The organism is Enterobacter sp. ECC-175, assembly GCF_043968675.1.
Taxonomy (GTDB): Bacteria; Pseudomonadota; Gammaproteobacteria; order Enterobacterales; family Enterobacteriaceae; genus Enterobacter.
On sequence record NZ_CP143776.1, the window covers coordinates 223,476 to 245,990 of the forward strand.

The 22,515-nt window shown below is 58.8% G+C and carries 18 protein-coding genes; 12 read left to right on the plus strand and 6 right to left on the minus strand.

Annotated elements, in window-relative coordinates:
* Positions 1-106: 106 nt before the first annotated feature.
* Complete coding sequence (gene mrcA, locus V1599_RS01210; protein WP_395300901.1) at positions 107-2,659, plus strand: peptidoglycan glycosyltransferase/peptidoglycan DD-transpeptidase MrcA; 2,553 nt, start codon at positions 107-109, stop codon at positions 2,657-2,659.
* 77 nt (positions 2,660-2,736) lie between these two features.
* On the opposite strand, the gene nudE is transcribed toward mrcA, so the two are convergent.
* Positions 2,737-3,297, minus strand: a complete 561-nt coding sequence (gene nudE / locus V1599_RS01215; RefSeq protein ID WP_112011776.1) for an ADP compounds hydrolase NudE — start codon at positions 3,295-3,297, stop codon at positions 2,737-2,739.
* A gap of 325 nt (positions 3,298-3,622) precedes the next feature.
* Here nudE and V1599_RS01220 point away from each other — a divergent pair, with 325 nt between their 5' ends.
* The 4 genes from V1599_RS01220 (at position 3,623) to hslO (ending at position 7,810) form a co-directional block, all read left to right on the plus strand.
* Positions 3,623-5,761: an intracellular growth attenuator family protein gene (locus tag V1599_RS01220; RefSeq protein ID WP_112011777.1), complete on the plus strand. Its 2,139-nt coding sequence runs from the start codon at positions 3,623-3,625 to the stop codon at positions 5,759-5,761.
* 64 nt (positions 5,762-5,825) lie between these two features.
* A complete protein-coding gene (gene yrfG, locus V1599_RS01225) occupies positions 5,826-6,509 on the plus strand; it encodes a GMP/IMP nucleotidase (RefSeq protein WP_112011778.1) in 684 nt (227 codons plus the stop codon).
* A complete protein-coding gene (gene hslR, locus V1599_RS01230) occupies positions 6,506-6,907 on the plus strand; it encodes a ribosome-associated heat shock protein Hsp15 (protein ID WP_112011779.1) in 402 nt (133 codons plus the stop codon). Before yrfG ends, hslR begins: the two co-directional genes overlap by 4 nt.
* Positions 6,908-6,931: 24 nt before the next feature.
* A complete protein-coding gene (hslO, locus tag V1599_RS01235; protein ID WP_395300902.1) occupies positions 6,932-7,810 on the plus strand; it encodes an Hsp33 family molecular chaperone HslO in 879 nt (292 codons plus the stop codon).
* A 93-nt stretch (positions 7,811-7,903) separates the two neighbouring features.
* Here hslO and V1599_RS01240 read toward each other — a convergent pair whose 3' ends face one another.
* Positions 7,904-9,655, minus strand: coding sequence for a DUF4153 domain-containing protein (locus V1599_RS01240; RefSeq protein ID WP_395300903.1), 1,752 nt, complete (start codon positions 9,653-9,655; stop codon positions 7,904-7,906).
* Positions 9,656-10,031: 376 nt separating this feature from the next.
* Between V1599_RS01240 and pckA the strand changes: the two genes are divergently transcribed.
* Positions 10,032-11,651, plus strand: a complete 1,620-nt coding sequence (gene pckA, locus V1599_RS01245; RefSeq protein WP_112011782.1) for a phosphoenolpyruvate carboxykinase (ATP) — start codon at positions 10,032-10,034, stop codon at positions 11,649-11,651.
* Positions 11,652-11,794: 143 nt separating this feature from the next.
* On the opposite strand, the gene envZ is transcribed toward pckA, so the two are convergent.
* Positions 11,795-13,141: a two-component system sensor histidine kinase EnvZ gene (envZ, locus tag V1599_RS01250; RefSeq protein ID WP_112011783.1), complete on the minus strand. Its 1,347-nt coding sequence runs from the start codon at positions 13,139-13,141 to the stop codon at positions 11,795-11,797.
* Positions 13,138-13,857, minus strand: coding sequence for a two-component system response regulator OmpR (ompR, locus tag V1599_RS01255; RefSeq protein ID WP_001157751.1), 720 nt, complete (start codon positions 13,855-13,857; stop codon positions 13,138-13,140). Before ompR ends, envZ begins: the two co-directional genes overlap by 4 nt.
* A 225-nt stretch (positions 13,858-14,082) precedes the next feature.
* Here ompR and greB point away from each other — a divergent pair, with 225 nt between their 5' ends.
* The 5 genes from greB (at position 14,083) to feoC (ending at position 20,584) form a co-directional block, all read left to right on the plus strand.
* Entirely contained in the window at positions 14,083-14,556 is a 474-nt protein-coding gene (greB, locus tag V1599_RS01260) for a transcription elongation factor GreB (RefSeq protein WP_112011784.1), read from the plus strand.
* A gap of 86 nt (positions 14,557-14,642) precedes the next feature.
* Entirely contained in the window at positions 14,643-16,973 is a 2,331-nt protein-coding gene (locus tag V1599_RS01265; RefSeq protein WP_112011785.1) for a Tex family protein, read from the plus strand.
* A 789-nt stretch (positions 16,974-17,762) separates the two neighbouring features.
* Entirely contained in the window at positions 17,763-17,990 is a 228-nt protein-coding gene (gene feoA, locus V1599_RS01270; RefSeq protein ID WP_024907908.1) for a ferrous iron transporter A, read from the plus strand.
* Positions 17,991-18,018: 28 nt separating this feature from the next.
* A complete protein-coding gene (gene feoB / locus V1599_RS01275) occupies positions 18,019-20,337 on the plus strand; it encodes a Fe(2+) transporter permease subunit FeoB (protein WP_395300904.1) in 2,319 nt (772 codons plus the stop codon).
* A 10-nt stretch (positions 20,338-20,347) separates the two neighbouring features.
* Positions 20,348-20,584, plus strand: a complete 237-nt coding sequence (gene feoC / locus V1599_RS01280; protein ID WP_112011787.1) for a [Fe-S]-dependent transcriptional repressor FeoC — start codon at positions 20,348-20,350, stop codon at positions 20,582-20,584.
* A gap of 20 nt (positions 20,585-20,604) precedes the next feature.
* Here feoC and V1599_RS01285 read toward each other — a convergent pair whose 3' ends face one another.
* Positions 20,605-20,874, minus strand: coding sequence for a YdgH/BhsA/McbA-like domain containing protein (locus tag V1599_RS01285; RefSeq protein WP_112011854.1), 270 nt, complete (start codon positions 20,872-20,874; stop codon positions 20,605-20,607).
* A gap of 111 nt (positions 20,875-20,985) precedes the next feature.
* A complete protein-coding gene (gene bioH, locus V1599_RS01290; protein WP_112011788.1) occupies positions 20,986-21,759 on the minus strand; it encodes a pimeloyl-ACP methyl ester esterase BioH in 774 nt (257 codons plus the stop codon).
* A gap of 36 nt (positions 21,760-21,795) precedes the next feature.
* Here bioH and gntX point away from each other — a divergent pair, with 36 nt between their 5' ends.
* Positions 21,796-22,479 (plus strand): DNA utilization protein GntX, encoded by a 684-nt coding sequence (gene gntX / locus V1599_RS01295; protein ID WP_112011789.1) that lies wholly within the window; start codon positions 21,796-21,798, stop codon positions 22,477-22,479.
* Positions 22,480-22,515 lie beyond the last annotated feature (36 nt).

Here is a 22,515-nt window from a genome sequence, read left to right on the forward strand (position 1 = left end):
TTATCGCCCGTCGGTTTGACGGCTATATCAATGAATCAGGCTTGCCTTTATACTACCGCGCGATTGTTTAGAAACTGCCCAAGTGGAACCAAATGGGAAATCTCCGGTGAAGTTCGTAAAGTATTTATTGACCCTTGCAGTCTGTTGCATTCTGCTGGGAGCAGGCTCGATTTATGGTTTGTACAAATATATTGAGCCGCAGCTGCCCGATGTCGCCACACTGCGTGATGTGCGGCTCCAGATCCCTATGCAGGTCTACAGCGCCGATGGCGAGCTGATGGCGCAATACGGTGAGAAACGCCGTATCCCATTGACCTTAAACCAAATCCCCCCTGTGATGGTGAAAGCCTTTATCGCGACCGAGGACAGCCGTTTTTACGAGCACCACGGCGTCGACCCGGTGGGTATTTTCCGCGCCGCCAGCGTGGCGCTGTTCTCCGGCCACGCGTCCCAGGGGGCGAGTACGATTACGCAGCAGCTGGCGCGTAACTTCTTCCTCAGCCCTGAAAAAACGCTGATGCGTAAGATCAAAGAGGTGTTTCTCGCGATCCGCATTGAGCAGCTGCTGAACAAAGATGAGATCCTCGAGCTCTATCTCAACAAGATCTATCTTGGCTATCGCGCCTATGGCGTGGGTGCTGCGGCGCAGGTCTACTTCGGCAAGCCGATTGACCAGCTGACCTTAAGCGAAATGGCCACCATTGCTGGCCTGCCAAAAGCGCCTTCAACGTTTAACCCGCTCTACTCGCTGGACCGCGCAACCGCGCGCCGTAACGTGGTGCTGTCCCGCATGCTGAGCGAGGGCTACATCAGCCAAAGCGAGTACGATCGGGCGCGCAGCGAGGTGATTGACGCCAATTACCACGCGCCGGAGATCGCCTTCTCCGCGCCTTACCTCACCGAAATGGTTCGTCAGGAGATGATGAGCCGCTACGGTGAGAATGCCTATGAAGACGGGTATCGCGTCTACACTACCGTCACCCGTAAAGTGCAGCAGGCGGCACAGCAGGCGCTGCGCAATAACGTGATGGACTACGACATGCGCCACGGCTACCGCGGCCCGTCGAACGTGTTGTGGAAAGTGGGCGAAGGCGCATGGGATAGCAAAAAAATCACCGATTCGCTGAAGTCGCTGCCGACGTATGGCCCGCTGCTGCCGGCCGTGGTTACCGAGGCGAATCCACAGGAAGCGGTCGCCATGATGGCCGACGGCACGTCGGTGTCGCTGCGCATGGACGGCATCCGCTGGGCGCGTCCGTACCGTTCCGACACGCTGCAGGGCCCAACGCCGCGCAAAGTAACCGACGCGGTGCAGGCCGGGCAGCAAATCTGGGTGCGTCAGGTAGGCGATGCCTGGTGGCTGGCGCAGGTGCCGGACGTGAACTCCGCGCTGGTCTCCATTAATCCGCAGAACGGCGCCATCATGGCGCTGGTGGGCGGCTTTGATTTCAACCAGAGCAAGTTCAACCGCGCCACGCAGGCCCTGCGTCAGGTCGGCTCGAACATTAAGCCGTTCCTCTACACCGCCGCGATGGATAAAGGGCTGACGCTTGCCAGCATTCTGAACGACGTGCCGATTTCCCGCTGGGATGCCGGTGCAGGCTCCGACTGGCAGCCGAAGAACTCTCCGGCGCAATATGCGGGCCCGATTCGTCTTCGTCAGGGTCTGGGACAGTCGAAAAACGTGGTGATGGTTCGCGCCATGCGCGCGATGGGCGTCGACTATGCGGCAGAGTATCTGCAGCGCTTCGGCTTCCCGGCGCAGAACATTGTGCACACCGAATCGCTGGCGCTGGGCTCGGCCTCCTTTACGCCGCTTCAGGTCGCGCGCGGCTATTCGGTCATGGCCAACGGCGGCTTCCTGGTCGATCCGTATTTCATCACCAAAATCGAAAATGACCAGGGCGGCGTACTCTTTGAGGCAAAACCGAAAATTGCCTGCCCAGAGTGCGACCTGCCGGTGATTTACGGCGATACGCCGAAATCAAACGTGCTTGAGAACAAGGACATGGAAGACGTTGCCATTTCTCAGGAACAGCAGAACCTGGCCGTGCCGAAGCCGCAGCTGGAGCAGGCCAATCAGGCACTGGTGGCGCAGGCGGGCGCGCAGGAGTATGCCCCGCACGTCATCAACACGCCGCTGTCGTTCCTGATTAAAAGCGCGCTGAACACCAATATCTTCGGCGAACCGGGCTGGCAGGGAACCGGCTGGCGAGCGGGCCGTGACCTGCAGCGCCACGACATCGGCGGCAAAACCGGGACCACCAACAGCTCGAAGGATGCGTGGTTCTCAGGCTATGGCCCGGGCGTCGTGACGTCCGTATGGATCGGGTTTGACGATCACCGTCGTGACTTGGGCCGCACAACGGCATCTGGCGCGATTAAAGATCAGATTTCCGGCTACGAAGGCGGCGCGAAGAGCGCACAGCCAGCGTGGGATGCGTACATGAAGGCCGTGCTTGAGGGCGTGCCCGAGCAGCCGCTCACCCCACCGCCGGGCATTGTGACGGTCAATATCGATCGCAGCACCGGCCAGTTGGCCAATGGCGGCAACAGCCGCGCGGAGTATTTCATCGAAGGTACGCAGCCAACCACGCAGGCGGTGCATGAGGTGGGAACAACGTTGATTGATAACGGCGAGACGCACGAGCTGTTTTAAGCATAAAAATGCCCGGTAAAACCGGGCATGAACGTAGGCCGGGTCAGGCGAAGCCGCCACCCGGCTTTTTTTATGCGCTACAGCCGGCCCTGCGCCTTCAGCCACTCCCGCACCAGGAACAACGCGCTCACGTTGCGGGCTTCAGTAAAGTCCGGGTCTTCAAGCAGATCCATCAGGTGCGCCAGCGGCCAGCGAACCTGCGGCAGCGGTTCCGGCTCATCCCCTTCCAGCTTTTCTGGGTAGAGATCTTCGGCCACCACGATATTCATTTTGCTGGAAAAGTAGGAAGGCGCCATGCTCAGCTTTTTCAGGAACGACAGTTCATTCGCACCAAAACCCACCTCTTCTTTCAGCTCGCGGTTTGCCGCTTCAAACACGGTTTCGCCCGGGTCAATGAGGCCTTTTGAGAAGCCAAGCTCGTACGATTCTGTGCCTACGGCATATTCGCGGATCAGGATCAGATGATCGTCGACAATGGGAACGATCATCACCGCCTCGCGCGCGGAAGGTCGCATACGTTCATAAACGCGACGCACGCCGTTGCTGAACTCGAGATCCACGCTCTCGACATTAAACAGGCGAGATTTCGCAACCGTTTCGACATTCAGGATCGTGGGCTTTTGTAATGGTTTACTCATCTTGAAGGGTCTTTGCTGTGTGCACTGGCTTTATTGTGCGATAGGCCGCACGGTTTGAGCAATGTCAATTGCTCTGTATTTACATTTTTGCAACGTAACAAGATTCAGTTCTCAATTCAAAACAAATGTCAAGAGGTTGAAAAGTTTCCAGGAATTTGCTGATATCGCGCCAGTAAACGCTTTGCTATCATCGTCGATCACTGGGATGCGCTTCAAAATGCTCAAGTTCGACTCCATACTTGCCGATAGCCAACCACAGATTCTCATTCAATGTTCAGGGTGCGACTGACTACACCTGTAAGAAGATAAGTAAGATGGGGAAAGCATGAGCACCATTTTGATTTTTCTCGCGGCTGTGCTGGCTGGCGCAATAATTGCGGGTTGGTTATACAGACGCCGCGTATATCGACAATTTCGGCTGCCCTTCCTGAACGCTTTTGCGGGTGCAACCACGCGCAAGCTCTCGTCTGAAGAGCGCAGCACCGTCGAACAGTATCTTGAAACCCTCAACCGTTCTCAGCTTACGCCTGGGCCAACGGGTGCCACGACCGCTCCTATTACGCTTAATCTGAACGCACAAAGCGACACCGTACTGTGCGTGACGCGCTCAATCACCCGCTACGGCATCACCACCGACGATCCCAATAAATGGCGCTACTATCTTGATTCCGTCGAGGTTCATCTCCCGCCGTTCTGGGAGCAGTACATCAACGACGAAAACAGCGTTGAGCTGATCCATACCGACTCGCTGCCGCTGGTCATCACCCTGAATGGGCACACCCTGAGCGAGTACCTTCAGGAAGCCCCGCGCTTCGCCCTGGAGCGCGCCAGCGCAACGCAAGCCTCTATTCGCGGTGAAGAGACGGAGCAGATAGAGCTGCTGAATATTCGTCAGGAAACGCGCGAAGAGTACTCCCTCAACCGTCCGGACGGCATTCGCGAGGCGGCGTTGATCGTGGCGTCATTCCTGCTCTTTTTCTTCTGCCTGCTAACACCGGACGTCTTTGTCCCCTGGCTGGCTGGCGGCGGCGTCCTGCTGCTGGCGGCCGGGCTGTGGGGGCTGTTTGCGCATCCGACAAAGACCTCACTACGTGAAATTCACTGCCTGCGCGGGACGCCAAAGCGCTGGGGCCTGTTTGGCGAGAACGATCAGGAGCATATCAACAATATCTCCCTCGGAATTATCGATCTTATTTATCCGCGCCACTGGCAGCCGTGGATTGCCCAGGATTTAGGGCACAAAACCGATATTGATATCTACCTTGACCGCCACGTCGTGCGCCAGGGACGTTACCTTTCTCTGCACGACGAGGTTAAAAACTTCCCGCTGCAGCACTGGCTGCGCAGCACGGTGATTGCGGGCGGCGCGGCGCTGGTCTTTGCAATGCTGCTGCTGTTCGTTCCGCTGGATATGCCGATTAAATTCACCCTGTCATGGATTAAGGGGGCGCAAACGGTGGAGGCCACCAGCGTCAAACAGCTGAACGAGGCCGGCGTCAGGGTGGGCGATACGCTGCGCCTGAAGGGTACCGGCATGTGTAATATCCACACGCCAGGCGCCTGGAATACGCGTCAGAACTCGCCGTTTGCGCCGTTCGACTGCTCGCAAATCATCTGGAACGACGCCGCGCCGCTGCCGCTGCCGGAATCAGACGTGGTCAATAAGGCCAACGCGCTTACCCAAACGGTCAGCCGCCAGCTCCATCCAAAACCGGATGATGACTCGCGCGTCAGCCCTGCCCTGCGCTCCGCTATTCAGAAATCAGGCATGGTGCTGCTGGATGACTTTGCCGAAATCGTCCTGAAAACGCAGGATTTGTGCTCTGCGCAGGACGAGTGCGTACGCCTGAAAAATGCGCTGGTTAACCTGGGCAACAGCAAAGACTGGGAAGCGCTGGTGAAGCGCGCCGAAGCGGGCCGCCTTGACGGTGTTAACGTGCTGCTGCGCCCGGTCAGCGCCGAGTCGCTGGATAACCTGGTGGCGACCTCAACCGCGCCGTTTGTGATGCGCGAAACCACCCGTGCGGCCCAGGCGCTTAACAGCCCGGCGCCGGGCGGGTTTGTGATTGTTAGCGATGAAGGCAGCGACCTGGTCGACCAGCCTTATCCCCAGGTTTCGCTGTACGATTATCCTGCGCAAGAGCAGTGGGCCGCGTTCCAGCGCCTTGCGCAGATGCTGATGCAAACGCCGTTCAGCGCCGAAGGCATCGTCACAGGCATCTATACAGATGCCAACGGTACGCGCCATGTCGATCTCCACCGCATGCCGGACAGCGCAGGCCTGTGGCGCTACTTCGGCACATCGCTGCTGATGATAGCGATGCTGGCGTGTATTTGCTGGAACGGCTATGCGGCACTACGCCGCTACCAGCGCTCCCGCACTCGCCTGGCGGAGATCCAGCAGTACTACGAAAATTGCCTCAATCCTAAACTGATCTCCTCTCCGGAAAGCCTGATCGGATAACGTCACGGCGCGACAAGTTATGCTACCCTGTCGCGCACGTTTCATCTGGCTGGAGAGTTTCCCTATGCATTTTGATATCGCCTGGCAGGAGGTCGATACCGTCCTGCTGGATATGGACGGCACGCTGCTCGATCTCGCCTTCGATAACTATTTCTGGCAAAAACTGGTGCCAGAAACCTATGGCGAACGGCAGGGCATCTCCCCGGCAGAAGCGCAGAAATTCATTCGTTCGCAATATAGCGCGGTGCAGCATACGCTAAACTGGTACTGTCTCGACTACTGGAGCGAGAAGCTCGGCCTCGATATTTGTGCCATGACCACCGCCCAGGGGCCGCGCGCCACGCTGCGTGAAGATACGGTTCCGTTCCTGGATGCGCTCAAAGCCAGCGGCAAGCGCCGTATTCTGCTTACTAACGCGCATCCGCATAACCTGGCGGTGAAGCTGGAACATACCGGACTTGCTTCACACCTTGATTTATTACTTTCCACCCACACATTTGGTTATCCGAAAGAAGATCAGCGATTGTGGCACGCGGTGGCGGAAGAGACCGGCCTGCAGCCGGAGCGCACGCTGTTTATTGATGACAGCGAGCCGATTCTGGATTCCGCAGCCCAGTTTGGTATTCGCTATTGCTTAGGCGTGACCAATCCTGATTCTGGCCTGGCTGAAAAAAGCTATTCGCGTCATCCGGGGCTGAACGACTATCGCCGGATGATCCCCTCACTCACCGTGAAGGAGACGCCATGAAGGAAAAACCCGCAGATGGGGTAAGACTGGATAAATGGCTGTGGGCCGCCCGTTTTTATAAAACGCGCGCCCTCGCCCGCGAGATGGTTGACGGCGGGAAAGTGCATTATAACGGCCAGCGCAGCAAACCGAGCAAGCTGGTTGAACTGAATGCCACCCTGACGCTTCGCCAGGGTAACGATGAAAAAACGGTGGTGGTGAAAGCCATCACCGAGCAGCGTCGCCCCGCAACCGAAGCCGTTTTGCTTTATGAAGAGACGGCAGAAAGCATTGAAAAGCGCGAGAAAACCGCGCTGGCGCGCAAAATGAACGCGCTGACGATGCCACACCCGGACCGGCGACCGGATAAGAAAGAGCGCCGCGATCTGATGAAATTTAAACACGGTGAGACCGAGTAACCCTCACCTGCACGAGAGACTATTATGGCCCAACACGACCAATTACACCGCTATCTGTTTGAACAATTTGCCGTTCGCGGCGAGCTGGTCACCGTTTCAGAAACCTGGAAACAGATTTTGGAAAACCACAATTACCCGCTGCCGGTCAAAAACCTGTTGGGCGAACTGCTGGTTGCCACCAGCCTGCTGACCGCCACGCTGAAGTTTGCCGGGGATATTACCGTGCAGCTTCAGGGCGATGGCCCGATGACGCTGGCGGTGATTAATGGTAACAACCAGCAGCAGATGCGCGGCGTCGCTCGCGTTCAGGGCGAGGTGCCTGAAAATGCGGACCTGAAAACCCTGGTTGGTAACGGCTATCTGGTCATCACCATTTCGCCGGAAGAAGGCGAGCGCTATCAGGGCGTTGTCGGCCTGGAAGGCGATACCCTGGCGGCCTGCCTGGAAGATTACTTCATGCGCTCTGAACAGCTGCCAACCCGCCTGTTCATCCGCACCGGTGAAGTGGACGGCCAGCCCGCTGCGGGCGGCATGCTGCTGCAGGTTCTGCCAGCCCAGGACGCGCAGACCAACGACTTCGAGCACCTGGCGACGCTGACGGAAACCATCAAAGCGGAAGAGCTGTTCACCCTGTCGGCCACCGACGTGCTGTGGCGTCTGTATCACGAAGAAGAAGTGACGGTTTACGATCCGCAGGACGTTGAGTTCAAGTGCACCTGCTCCCGCGAGCGCTGCGCCGGTGCCCTGAAAACGCTGCCGGACGAAGAGATCGACAGCATCATGGCGGAAGACGGTGAAATCGACATGCACTGCGACTATTGCGGCACGCACTACGTGTTCAATTCGATGGACATCGCAGAGATCCGCAATAACGCCTCTCCGGCGGATCCGCAGGTTCACTAAGCGCTGAGCCCGTTGCCCGGCGGCGCTATGCCTGCGCGGGCCTACGGAGCTTGTAGGCCGGGTAAGCGTTAGCGCCACCCGGCTTAAAAACGGCTAGCGCCACTGCGCGTTGCTGTAGCTGTCGTAGCTCATCCCCACTCGCTCCCCAAAAATCTCGATATCTGCCCACGGCTTCACGACCGGTTTCACTTTCCCCTGCTTCAGCGCGCGGTCAAATTCATCTCGGGTCAGGCTTTCAGGCATTTTCCAGGCATCTCCGGCAATTCTCCAGCCCGTGTTGGTTTGCGTAAAGGCCGTAATGGTGTGGGCGCTGAACTGGTACACCACCGCTTCCGGCCTGCCGTCACCGTTGAGATCCATCGCCATGAGCAGGCAGTTTTTCTGCTCAATGCTGCAGGTATCAAACCGATACTGCTCCTTGAGCATGGCCTGCCACAGCGCGTCATCAGGGCGCGGCGTTCCTGGAGCAATCTGAATGTCATTCTCCAGCGTCGCGGCCGTCGCGCTATTTCCGGCGTTTCCGGTAAGCAGCCCGTTAAGCTCGCGCAGGCGTTTAGGGCTGGCGGTGAACTGCGGATCGTTTTGCAACGTTTTCATCGCCTCTCGCCCCTTGCGCCCGCTGCTGCTGAGCATATACAGGCTCACCTGATCCGCCGTAATGCGTCCTTCATGATAGCGCGCCATATGGCTGTTGACGCTGATGCGCCACGGATCGAGCACGGGAGTATGGATCAATATCAGAAAGACCAGCGAGAGCAGCCCTGTCGCGGGAACAATGCCCCCTTGAAGCTTCTGCGGTTCACGCCGGGTGAATATTACGCTGGCGCAAAAGCCCGCCGCCCATACCAGCGCCACCGTCGTTATCAGCACGCCGTAGAGCCGCTCGGGCGACCAGCCGTACTGCGAAATGCGCAGCCATAGCGCCCATCCGGCAAGCAGGGGATACACCGGCGCAATCATGACGGCCAGCTGGATTAGGCCGCGCAGCGGTGCGTAATAGGGCAACGCGCGGCGCTGCGGATGCCAGACGATGGTCACCAGAAAGAGCAGCAGAAGCGCCAGCGTGGTTAACAGGCCAGCCGCGGATATCCGCGCTGAAATGGTGTCGAAGCCGACAAACGGCAGCGCGGCAATGAAGAGCAAGGCCAGCGCCGCCATCAGGGGCAGCAGCCCGGTGGCAATCAGCGTGAGCAGGTTTTGTAAGGCGACGATGAGCCGCCCCTGAACACGCGCAAGCACCGCCGCGCTCGCGGAAACCACGCCAAGCGAAACGGCAATAAACCAGCCGGTATCGAAGAACAGCCGCTCGAAAAAGGGAATACCAATCAGCTTGAACAGCTCGGCCCACAGGAAAAGCACCAGCCAGAACAGGCCATTGGAGACAAAAATCACCATTAGCGTCAGCGCGTTATGCCAGTTCCTGGCGTAAAAATCGCTGTAAAATGACGCTGCCGACGCGGCAGCAAGCCGCCTTTGCAGCCAGGGCAACATGAACAGCGTCATCAGCATCAGATGGAAGCCGAACAGCAGCACCGCGTCCCGGACGTCCCATTTATCCAGACCCGAAACGCGCCATTTCAGCCAGACGCCCATTCCCGCCACGGCGGCACCGATCGCGCCCAGCGCCAGCCACAGCAACGGTTTGCGAAATGTGGTTATGGAAAGCGAGAGCGTGGCCGTCATCACCACGCTAGCAGGCACGACGCACACCAGCCACAGCGTATCGTACGGCAGGCTCGCGTAGTCGATATACCAGCTAATCAGGTAGCAAATTAACCCCTGCGCCGCGCCCGCCAGCACCACGGCGACGCGCGCGGCTGGCGATAACACTTCACTGTTTTCCATCTCTCATCCCTTAATTGCGAAAAGCGTATTGTCTCACCGATGCGGTCGCCCGGTCCCCAGAGCATAGTCTGAAAGATTAACGGCAGGAGACGTGAATCGTTTTTAACAGTGTAATCCTTACGTAACTTTCCAACATGTATGCGATTACATTCACATTCCCACGGATAAATTCACCACCCCTTAACCTTTTAAGAACATTTTCCCCAACCAAAAAGCGATTCCTGCGATAATCTGCCCGCCCTGTGACTGGAGTCGCAGCGTTTTCCGTTAGCAAGGGTTTTGTCCAGATACGTAAATCTATGAGCCCCGTCGCGGTTAACAACCACAGAAAAACCCTACAATTTCAGACAGTACATATTGGCTAAGGAGCAGTGATATGCGTGTTACTGGTTTAACCCCGCAAGATCTCAAGGCTTATGGTATTCACGACGTCCAGGAAGTCGTCTACAACCCCGACTACGATACGCTGTATCAGGAAGAGCTTAACCCAGCGCTGGAAGGCTACGAGCGTGGCGTGTTGACGAACCTGGGGGCTATCGCCGTTGACACCGGTATCTTTACCGGCCGTTCGCCTAAGGATAAATACATCGTCCGAGACGACACCACCCGCGATACGCTGTGGTGGGCCGATAAAGGCAAAGGTAAAAACGATAACAAGCCGCTTTCCCCTGAAACCTGGCAGCACCTGAAAGGTCTCGTCACTCACCAACTCTCCGGCAAACGCCTGTTTATTGTCGATGCATTCTGCGGCGCTAACGCCGACACCCGCCTTTCCGTTCGCTTTATTACCGAAGTGGCCTGGCAGGCGCATTTCGTGAAGAACATGTTTATTCGCCCAACCGACGAAGAGCTCCAGGATTTCACCCCGGATTTCATCGTCATGAACGGCGCGAAATGCACGAACCCGCAGTGGAAAGAGCAGGGTCTAAACTCCGAAAACTTTATCGCCTTTAACCTCACCGAGCGCATCCAGCTGATCGGCGGGACCTGGTACGGCGGCGAAATGAAGAAAGGGATGTTCTCGGTGATGAACTACCTGCTGCCGCTGCGCGGTATCGCCTCCATGCACTGCTCGGCGAACGTCGGTGAAAAAGGCGACGTGGCGGTATTCTTCGGCCTGTCCGGCACCGGTAAAACCACCCTCTCCACCGATCCAAAACGCCGCCTGATCGGCGATGACGAGCACGGCTGGGACGACGACGGCGTATTTAACTTTGAAGGCGGCTGCTACGCGAAGACCATTCGCCTGTCTGAAGAGGCCGAGCCGGATATCTTCCACGCCATCCGCCGCGATGCGCTGCTGGAGAATGTCACCGTGCGCGCCGACGGCTCCATCGACTTCGACGACGCCTCGAAAACCGAAAACACCCGCGTCTCTTACCCGATTTACCATATCGATAACATCGTGAAGCCAGTCTCGAAAGCGGGCCACGCCACGAAGGTGATTTTCCTGACTGCAGACGCGTTCGGCGTGCTGCCGCCGGTTTCTCGCCTGACGGCCAGCCAGACGCAGTACCACTTCCTTTCCGGGTTTACGGCGAAGCTGGCGGGCACCGAGCGCGGGGTAACGGAGCCAACTCCAACCTTCTCCGCCTGCTTCGGCGCGGCGTTCCTGTCGCTGCACCCAACGCAGTACGCTGAAGTGCTGGTGAAGCGCATGCAGGCTTCCGGCGCGCAGGCATACCTGGTCAACACCGGCTGGAACGGTACGGGCAAACGTATTTCTATCAAGGATACGCGCGCCATCATTGACGCCATTCTGGATGGTTCACTGGATAACGCCGAAACCTTCACCCTACCGATGTTCGATCTGGCGATCCCAACCGAACTGCCGGGCGTGGAGACGCGCATCCTGGATCCGCGCAACACCTACGGCTCCCCGGAGCAGTGGCGTGAGAAAGCGGAATCGCTGGCTAAGCTGTTTATTGAGAACTTCGAGAAGTATACCGATACTCCGGCAGGTGAAGCGCTGGTGAGCGCGGGACCGAAGCTGTAGCCCCTCACCCTAACCCTCTCCCCAAAGGGGAGAGGGAACTGAGCGGTGCGAGCCTTTCCACCTCACTCCTAAGGAATATAGGGCTGCACGGTGCAATCTTTTCACCCTCGCCCCTTTGGGGAGAGGGCCGGGGTGAGGGGAAATTAACCCTCTTTCACCTGCCCCCGCGTGACCGGCACCGGCAACCACGCGCGAATGCACAGCCCGCCACGCTCGCTGGTGCCAATCTCCAGCAGCCCGTTATGGTTATCAACAATACGCTGCACAATCGCCAGGCCTAATCCGGTGCCGCTGGTGCTGCGCGCGCTGTCGCCGCGCACAAACGGCTGGAAAAGATGCTTACGCTGCTCGGGCTTAATGCCGGGGCCATCGTCCTCCACCTGGAACCAGGCGCGGTTGAGCTCTGAACCGCTGCTGACCTTGATCCAGCCGTTGCCGTAGCGCGCCGCGTTGACCACCATGTTCGCCAGCGCGCGCTTGATCGAGAGAGGATGCATACGCACCTGGATCTCGCCCGCCTGAAGGTCGGTATCAATTTCGCGTTCGTAGCCGCTCTCCGCCGCCACCACTTCGCCGAGCACCGAGTTCAGGTCGGCCATCTCCATCGGCATCTCCTGCCCGGTGCGCAGGTAGTCGATGAACTGTTCGATGATGGCGTTACACTCTTCGATGTCCTTGTTGATAGACTCCGCGAGATAGCCATCCTGCTCGCCCATCATTTCCGTCGCTAGGCGAATGCGCGTCAGCGGCGTGCGAAGATCGTGGCTCACGCCCGCCATCAGTAGCGTACGGTCATCCGCCAGCTGCTTCACGCCTGCCGCCATATGGTTGAAGGCGCGCGTCACCGAACGCACTTCAGATGCACCGTACTCGCGCAGCGGCGGAGGAATAATCCCTTTACCGACCTGCAGCGCGGCGTGCTCCAGGTCGACCAGCGGTCGGTTCTGGATGCGGATAAACAGCCACGCGCCCCCTATCGCCAGCAGCATAATGGCCAGGGTATAGCGGAACAGCGGCGAGAAGTCGCCCTGATGGATTTCCGTCAGCGGGACGCGCACCCAGATGTTGGGCGACAGCCAGGTTTTCAGCCAGACGACCGGCGAGCTTTTGTTGACCTCAACGCGCACTTCCGTTGGGCCACCGAGCTGCTGCGCCATCTGCTGGCTGAGAAATTCGTAGTGCTGCGCCCAGCGCAGGCCCGCGTCCTCCGCCGCTTCGTTCGAGTAGAGCGAAATGCCCAGCTCGCGGTAGATTTCGCGGCGGAATGCAGGCGGAACGACGAGCTGCGTGCCGTCCTCCAGCTGCAGTTTGTCGGTCATCAGCATACGCACTTCGTACGCGAGGACTTTATTAAACTGCTGGAGGCTCGGCAGGATTGCAAAGTTCAGCACCACCAGATAGGTCGTCACCAGGCTGACGAACAGCAGGGTGACGATCAACAGTAAGGTTCGGGCAAATGAGCTTCGCGGCGAGAAGCGCATTCGCCTCATGCTTTAGAACCGTCCGGTACGAATACATAGCCCAGGCCCCAAACGGTCTGGATATAGCGAGGATGCGCCGGGTCTTCTTCCACCATGCGGCGCAGGCGGGAAATTTGCACATCGATGGAGCGCTCCATCGCGGAGTATTCGCGACCGCGCGCCAGGTTCATCAGCTTGTCGCGGGAGAGCGGCTCGCGCGGATGGCTGACCAGCGCTTTCAGGACGGCAAACTCACCGCTGGTAAGCGGCATTGGCTCATCTTCGCGGAACATTTCGCGCGTGCCGAGGTTCAGCTTGAACTTCCCGAAGGCGATAACCGCTTCTTCCTGCGACGGCGCGCCCGGCAGCTCGTTCGCCTGACGGCGCAGCACGGCACGAATACGCGCCAGCAGCTCGCGCGGGTTAAACGGTTTAGGAATGTAATCATCCGCGCCGATTTCGAGGCCCACGATACGGTCAACCTCTTCCCCCTTCGCCGTGACCATGATGATCGGCATTGGGTTGCTTTGGCTGCGCAGGCGGCGGCAGATAGAGAGACCATCTTCGCCCGGCAGCATCAGGTCGAGCACCATCAGATGGAACGATTCACGGGTCAGCAGGCGGTCCATCTGCTCGGCGTTTGCGACGCTACGAACCTGGAAGCCCTGCTCGGTCAGATAACGTTCAAGGAGCGCACGCAGGCGCATGTCGTCATCTACGACCAGAATTTTGTAGTTCTCTTGCATTGTGTGTACTCCCAAAGGTTCGGATAGTCTTATAACAGCGTATTCTAAAAAAGTGCACGTGTTCGACCAGCTAATTCTGGTATAAATTCTAGTCGAAATTGTTACAAAGCATATTTAACAGCAGCTTATCTGCACATTTCATCACATAAATCATTATTAATCCTGTCTGTATAGCGATGTGGTACGTATTGTGCGCACAGACGGTCATGAGTATTAAGGCAACGTATGAAAACGCCCCTTATCACCCGCGAAGGGTACGAAAAGCTCAAAAAAGAGATGGATTTCCTGTGGCGCGAAGAGCGCCCTGAAGTCACCAAAAAAGTGACCTGGGCGGCAAGCCTGGGCGATCGCAGCGAAAACGCCGACTATCAGTACAACAAAAAGCGTCTGCGCGAGATCGACCGGCGGGTGCGCTATCTCACGAAATGCCTTGAGCGCCTTAAAATCGTCGATTACTCCCCGCAGCAGGAGGGAAAGGTGTTCTTTGGCGCGTGGGTAGAAATTGAAAACGACGACGGCGACATCAAGCGCTTTCGCATCGTTGGCTATGATGAAATTTTTGGTCGTAAGGATTACATCTCTATCGACTCGCCGATGGCCCGCGCCCTGCTTAAAAAGGAAGTGGGCGATTTGGCGGTCGTACAGACGCCTGGCGGTGAAGCCAGCTGGTACGTGAACGAAATCGAGTACGTAAAATAGTCTGAGAGCACCCTCCGTGGCTGGCATTTTGCCGTGCCAGCCCGTATAACTATCCCCTGATTTTTGACCCAACAGATGATAAAGCCATGATGAAAGATTCGCTCTGCCGCATTATTGCGGGTGAACTTCAGGCCAGAGCCGAACAGGTAGAAGCTGCCGTTCGCCTGCTTGATGAAGGGAACACCGTGCCGTTTATTGCACGCTATCGTAAGGAAGTCACCGGCGGTCTGGATGACACGCAGCTGCGTAACCTGGAAACCCGCCTGGGCTACCTGCGCGAGCTGGAAGACCGACGTCAGGCGATCCTCAAATCCATCGGCGAACAGGGCAAGCTGACCGCCGATCTGGAAAAGGCCATCAACGGCACCTTGAGCAAAACCGAACTCGAAGATCTCTATCTGCCGTACAAGCCGAAGCGCCGCACGCGCGGACAAATTGCGATTGAAGCGGGCCTTGAGCCGCTGGCCGATCTCCTGTGGAACGAGCCGTCCCACGATCCTGAAACCGAAGCGGCGAAATACATCGACGCCGACAAAGGCGTTGCGGACACCAAGGCCGCGCTCGACGGCGCGCGCTATATCCTGATGGAGCGCTTCGCTGAAGACGCCGCCCTGCTCGCTAAAGTGCGTGATTACCTCTGGAAGAACGCCCACATCGTCTCCACCGTGGTCGCAGGTAAAGAGGACGAAGGCGCGAAGTTCCGCGACTACTTCGACCACCACGAACCGATTTCAACTACCCCTTCCCACCGCGCGCTGGCGATGTTCCGCGGGCGCAACGAAGGCGTGCTTCAGCTCTCCCTCAACGCCGACCCGCAGTTTGACGAGCCGCCGAAAGAGAGCCACTGCGAGCAGATTATTATCGACCACCTCGGCCTGCGCCTGAACAACGCCCCGGCGGACAGCTGGCGCAAAGGCGTGGTGAGCTGGACCTGGCGCATTAAGGTGCTGATGCACCTCGAAACCGAGCTGATGGGCACCGTGCGCGAGCGCGCCGAAGATGAAGCGATCAACGTCTTTGCCCGCAACCTGCACGACCTGCTGATGGCAGCCCCTGCCGGCCTGCGCGCAACGATGGGTCTCGATCCGGGCCTGCGTACCGGCGTGAAGGTGGCGGTGGTTGACGGCACCGGCAAGCTGGTGGCGACCGACACCATTTATCCGCATACCGGCCAGGCCGCGAAAGCGGCAACGGTGGTTGCGGCCCTGTGCGAAAAATACAACGTCGAGCTGGTGGCGATCGGCAACGGCACGGCGTCCCGCGAAACCGAGCGTTTCTATCTCGACGTACAGAAGCAGTTCCCGAAAGTGACGGCGCAGAAGGTGATCGTCAGCGAAGCGGGCGCGTCGGTCTATTCCGCGTCCGAACTGGCGGCGCAGGAGTTCCCGGACCTGGACGTTTCATTGCGCGGCGCGGTCTCCATCGCCCGCCGCCTGCAGGATCCGCTGGCGGAGCTGGTGAAGATTGACCCGAAATCCATCGGCGTGGGCCAGTATCAGCACGACGTGAGCCAGACGCAGCTGGCGCGCAAGCTGGACGCGGTGGTGGAAGACTGCGTAAACGCCGTGGGCGTTGACCTGAACACTGCGTCGGTTCCGCTGCTGACCCGCGTGGCGGGCCTGACCCGCATGATGGCGCAGAACATCGTCGCCTGGCGCGATGAGAACGGCCAGTTCCAGAACCGCCAGCAGCTGCTGAAGGTGAGCCGTCTGGGGCCAAAAGCCTTTGAGCAGTGCGCGGGCTTCCTGCGCATCAACCACGGCGATAACCCGCTGGATGCGTCTACCGTTCACCCGGAAGCCTATCCGGTCGTGGAGCGCATTCTGGCCGCCACCCAGCAGGCGCTGAAGGACCTGATGGGCGACAGCAGCGCGCTGCGCAACCTGAAGGCGGTCGATTTCACCGACGAGAAATTCGGCGTGCCAACGGTTTCTGACATCATTAAAGAGCTGGAAAAACCGGGCCGCGATCCGCGCCCTGAGTTTAAAACCGCCACCTTCGCCGACGGCGTTGAGACGATGAACGACCTCCTGCCCGGCATGGTGCTGGAGGGCGCGGTGACTAACGTCACTAACTTCGGCGCGTTTGTGGATATCGGCGTGCATCAGGATGGCCTGGTGCATATCTCTTCCCTGGCCGACAAGTTCGTTGAAGACCCGCACACCGTGGTCAAAGCGGGCGACATCGTGAAGGTGAAAGTGCTGGAAGTGGATCTGCAGCGCAAGCGTATCGCCCTGACCATGCGTCTGGACGAGCAGCCTGGCGAAACCAACGCCCGTCGCGGCAGCGGCGGCGGTGCGCGCGAGCAGCAGCGTCCGGCAGCCAAAGCGGCAAAACCACGCGGACGCGACGCACAGCCTGCGGGCAACAGCGCGATGATGGATGCGCTGGCGGCGGCGATGGGTAAAAAACGCTAAACCCTCACCCTAACCCTCTCCCTAAAAGGGAGAGGGAACTGCACGGTGCGGTCTTTTCCCCCTCGACCCTTTGGGGAGAGGGACTGCACGGTGCGGTCTTTCCCCCCTCGCCCCTTTGGGGAGAGGGACTGCACGGTGCGGTCTTTCCCCCCTCGCCCCTTTGGGGAGAGGGACTGCACGGTGCGGTCTTTCCCCCCTCGCCCCTTTGGGGAGAGGGACTGCACGGTGCGGTCTTTTCCCCCTCGACCCTTTGGGGAGAGGGACTGCACGGTGCGGTCTTTTCCCCCTCGACCCTTTGGGGAGAGGGACTGCACGGTGCGGTCTTTCCCCCCTCGCCCCTTTGGGGAGAGGGACTGCACGGTGCGGTCTTTCCCCCCTCGGCCCTTTGGGGAGAGGGACTGCACGGTGCGGTCTTTCCCCCCTCGCCCCTTTGGGGAGAGGGGACTGCACGGTGCGGTCTTTTCCCCCTCGCCCCTTTGGGGAGAGGGAACTACACGGTGCGGTCTTTCTCCCCCTCGCCCCTTTGGGGAGAGGGTCGGGGTGAGGGGAAATAGGGCAATAATATATGAAACCGATTGCACATCCTTATTTAAACCACGAATTATCACCCCGTTAACAAATACTCTCCTTTTCGTTTTCCCGGCACGTCGGCAAATATTGAGCAAGGTCAAACAGTCCGTAAATTAATACCGCTAACAACATTCCGTCACAGTTTTAATATTGCTGATAAAAACTATTCTCATTATCATCGCAGTGTAGATTATTTAACCTCTCGTGAAAGTAGGCGCTATGCAATTCACTCCAGACAGTGCATGGAAAATTATCGGTTTCACCCGTGAAATTAGCCCGGCCTATCGGCAAAAGCTGCTCTCGCTGGGCATGCTGCCCGGCTCGTCGTTCCAGGTCGTGCGCGTGGCGCCGCTGGGCGATCCGGTGCATATCGAAACCCGACGGGTAAATTTGGTTTTACGTAAGAAAGACCTCGCCTTAATTGAAGTTGAAGCGTTATCCCGATAACAGCCAGCGGTTCAGTGAGTCTAAAACAATGAAAAAATTAACTATTGGCTTAATTGGCAATCCTAATTCCGGCAAGACAACCCTATTTAACCAGCTCACGGGCGCGCGCCAGCGCGTCGGTAACTGGGCAGGCGTAACGGTTGAACGCAAAGAAGGCCAGTTCACCACGACGGACAATCAGGTCACCCTGGTTGACCTGCCCGGCACCTATTCGTTAACCACCATTTCGTCGCAAACGTCGCTCGATGAGCAAATCGCCTGCCACTATATTCTGAGCGGCGATGCCGATTTACTCATTAACGTCGTCGATGCCTCTAACCTTGAGCGCAACCTTTACCTGACGCTGCAGCTGCTGGAGCTGGGCATCCCGTGCATCGTGGCGCTCAACATGCTCGATATCGCGGAAAAGCAGAAGCTGCGCATTGACGTGGATGCCCTCTCCGCGCGTCTGGGCTGTCCCGTCGTGCCGCTGGTCTCTACCCGCGCGCGCGGCATCGACGCCCTGAAGCTGGCAATTGACCGCCACGCGGGCAACGATGACGTCGAGCTAGTGCATTACGCCCAGCCGCTGCTGCGCGAAGCCAATTTGCTGGCGCAGGAGATGGACAAAAGCATGCCTGCGAAACAGCGCCTGTGGCTTGGCCTGCAGATGCTGGAAGGAGATATCTACAGCCGCGCCTATGCGGGCGAGGCGGCGGATAAGCTTGATATTTCTCTGGCGCACCTGAAGGACGAACTCGACGATCCCGCCCTTCATATTGCCGATGCGCGCTATCAGGCTATTGCCGCCACCTGCGAAGTGGTCAGTAACGCCCTAACGGCAGAGCCAAGCCGCTTTACCGCCGCCGTCGATAAAATCGTGCTCAACCGCTTCCTCGGCCTGCCGGTCTTTCTGCTGGTGATGTACGTGATGTTCCTGCTCGCCATTAACATCGGCGGCGCGCTCCAGCCCATTTTCGACGCGGGCTCGGTTGCCCTCTTCGTCCACGGCATTCAGTGGCTGGGCTACACCCTGCACTTCCCGGAATGGCTGACGATTTTCCTCGCTCAGGGCCTGGGCGGCGGTATCAATACCGTGCTTCCGCTGGTGCCGCAAATCGGCATGATGTACCTGTTCCTCTCCTTCCTCGAGGACTCCGGCTACATGGCGCGCGCCGCGTTCGTGATGGACCGTCTGATGCAGGCGCTGGGCCTGCCGGGCAAATCGTTCGTGCCGCTGATCGTCGGCTTCGGCTGTAACGTGCCGTCGGTGATGGGCGCGCGCACGCTCGACGCGCCGCGCGAACGCCTGATGACCATCATGATGGCGCCGTTTATGTCCTGCGGCGCGCGTCTGGCGATCTTCGCCGTCTTTGCCGCGGCCTTCTTCGGCCAAAACGGCGCGCTGGCGGTCTTCTCGCTGTACGTGCTCGGTATCGTCATGGCAATCCTGACCGGCCTGATGCTGAAGCACACCATCATGCGCGGCGAAGCGTCCCCGTTCGTGATGGAACTGCCGGTTTACCACGTTCCGCACCTGAAAAGCCTGATTATCCAGACCTGGCAGCGCCTGAAAGGCTTCGTGCTGCGCGCGGGTAAGGTGATTGTTATCGTGAGCATCTTCCTGAGCGCGCTGAACAGCTTCACGCTGAGCGGCCAGGCGGCGGATAACATTAACGATTCCGCCCTCGCCTCCGTCAGCCGCCTCATCACCCCAATCTTCAAGCCGATCGGCGTGCATGAGGATAACTGGCAGGCGACCGTGGGCCTGTTCACCGGCGCGATGGCAAAAGAGGTGGTCGTCGGCACGCTGAACACGCTCTACACTGCCGAAAACATTCAGGAAGCGGAATTTAACCCGGCGGAGTTTAACCTCGGCGACGAGCTGCTCGGCGCGATGGAAGAGACCTGGCAGAGCCTGAAGGACACCTTCAGCCTGAGCGTGCTGGCGAACCCGATTGAAGCCAGCAAGGGCGACGGCGAGATGGCAACGGGCGCGATGGGCGTAATGGGCGAGAAGTTTGGCAGCGCGTCTGCGGCCTACAGCTACCTGATTTTCGTTCTGCTCTACATTCCGTGCATCTCGGTGATGGGGGCCATTGCCCGTGAATCGAGCCGCGGCTGGATGGGCTTCTCTATCCTGTGGGGTCTGAACATTGCGTACTCGCTGGCCACGGTCTTCTACCAGACGGTCAACTTCAGCCAGCACCCGCGCTACAGCCTGGTTTGCATTCTGGCGGTGCTGCTGTTCAACGTTGTCGTCATCGGCCTGCTGCGCCGGGCGCGCAGCCGCGTGAACGTCAACCTGCTTGCCACCCGCAAGACGCCGACGAGCTGCTGCAGCAGCCCGGCGGGCGATTGCCACTAAGGCGGCAAGAATGGCATCGTTGATTCAGGTTCGCGATCTGCTGGCGCTGCAGGGGCGTATGGAGGCTAACCAGATTAGCGTCGCGCTTAGCACGCCGCAGCCGATGATCGATGCCATGCTCGAAAGGCTGGAGGCCATGGGTAAGGCCATCCGGATCCAGGAGGATGCGCGCGGCTGTTTATCAGGAAGCTGTAAAAGCTGCCCGGAAGGCAAGGCGTGCATTCGGGAGTGGTGGGCGCTGCGCTAGCGCAGCGCCGTTGGGCATACTTACTTGTAGACGACCGCCGTGGCATGCACGTTTTTGGTGTCTTTCTGCGCGCTGGTGACCACGAAATATTTTCCGCCCAGCTCATCCGCTTTTTTCGACAGTTCTTTTTTCGCGTCCATCGGCGCGGTGGTATCCGAGGTGGTGATCTCGCCCACTTTGGTGAGATTCATCTCTTTCACCTTATCTTTTTCCAGCTCCTGCGCAGCCATAACGCCGAAGGACAGTGACCCAATAACCAGAGACGTAACAATACCAGTAACAAGTTTCATAGACATGACTCTCCTTAGATTGTTGTTTTGATCATCGTCGGCGAAACAACCGCAGCGACACGTTGAGTATTGTTGCCGCGGGTGACTTTTGCCAGGTGGAGCAGAAAACAATCAGCGCAAGCGTTGACGTAGCGCAATCAGCGCCGCGCAAAACTCAGCGGGATGGGAGATAAACGGCGCATGCGCCGCTTTGGCAATGACCAGTGATTCGCTTTCCGGCCAGCGCGCGTCAAGCAGCGGCACAACCTTGCGCGGCACCAGCCCGTCGAGATAGCCGTAAATGCGCAGGTGCGGCATCGCCAGCGACGCAAGCGGCTCGCGCAGATCGACCGTCTTCAGCATGTCCAGGCCGCCGTTCAGCGCGTCTACTCCCGGCATCGGCAGCGAAAGAACCGTGTTTTTCAGCGCGCGAGCGTCCTGCCGCGCCGTCTCGGTGCCGAGGGTTTGCAGGGCAAGGAAGCGCTCAACGGTGCGCTGGAAGTTCTCGCTCAGCTGCTGCTGGAACCCGGACAGCACCTCCGGCTTGATGCCCGGCCACGCCTCTCTGGCGCTGAAGCACGGCGACGACGCGACCGTGACCAGCGCCTCTACGCGCTCAGGGTGCGTCAGGGCAATCTTGCTTGCAACCAGCCCGCCCAGGCTCCAGCCGAGCCAGATGGCCTTTTGCGGCGCGGCGTCCAGCACGATATCCGCCATCGCTTCCAGCGACATCGCGCCGAAATCCCGGCTGCGGCCATACCCCGGCAGGTCCACCAGATGCAGCGTAAAATGCGAGGACAGTTCCTCCGTTACGCAACGCCACACCTCCGCATTCAGTCCCCATCCGTGCAGCAGCACAAGATGGCAATTTCCCGTTCCAACGGTCTGCCACCACAGCGTTTTCATAAGCTATTGTTCTCTTTTTTTACAGGGAGGTTGACCATGCTAACAGCGCCCGGCCTGTGCTGGCTATGTCGAATGCCGCTCGCGCTCAGCGGGTGGGGGATCTGCTCCGTCTGCACGCGCGCGCAGAGCGGGCGCCTCTGCGGCTGCCCGCAGTGCGGTTTACCGGCCGTGAGCCAGACGGTCTCCTGCGGCCGTTGCCTGCGGAAATCTCCGCCGTGGCACGCGCTGGTCGCCGTGGATGATTACGTCCTGCCGCTGAGCAGGCTAATACACCGGCTTAAGTTCTCTCACCAGAGCAGCCTGGCGCCGCCGCTGGCTCGCCTCATGCTGCTCGCCGTTTTGCAGGCGCGGCGAACGCGCGCCCTGCCGCGGGTCGATTTGATCGTCAACGTGCCGCTTTATCACCGCCGCCACTGGCGGCGAGGCTACAACCAAAGCGATTTACTTTGTCGTCCGCTTGCCCGCTGGCTGGGCTGTCGCTACGAGGCGGCCGCGATCGCGCGCCTGCGCGCCACCGCGATACAGCATCAGCTCACCGCACGCCAGCGCAAAAGAAACCTGAAAAACGCCTTTCGTCTTGAATTACCGGTTAACGGGCTCCATATCGCGATTGTGGATGATGTCGTCACCACGGGCAGCACCGTTGCCGAGCTTTCACGGCTGCTTTTGCAAAGCGGCGCCGCGTCGGTTCAGGTATGGTGTCTGTGCCGTACCTTGTAGCCCTTCTTCAATGGGCGTATGATTATACCCAGGTAA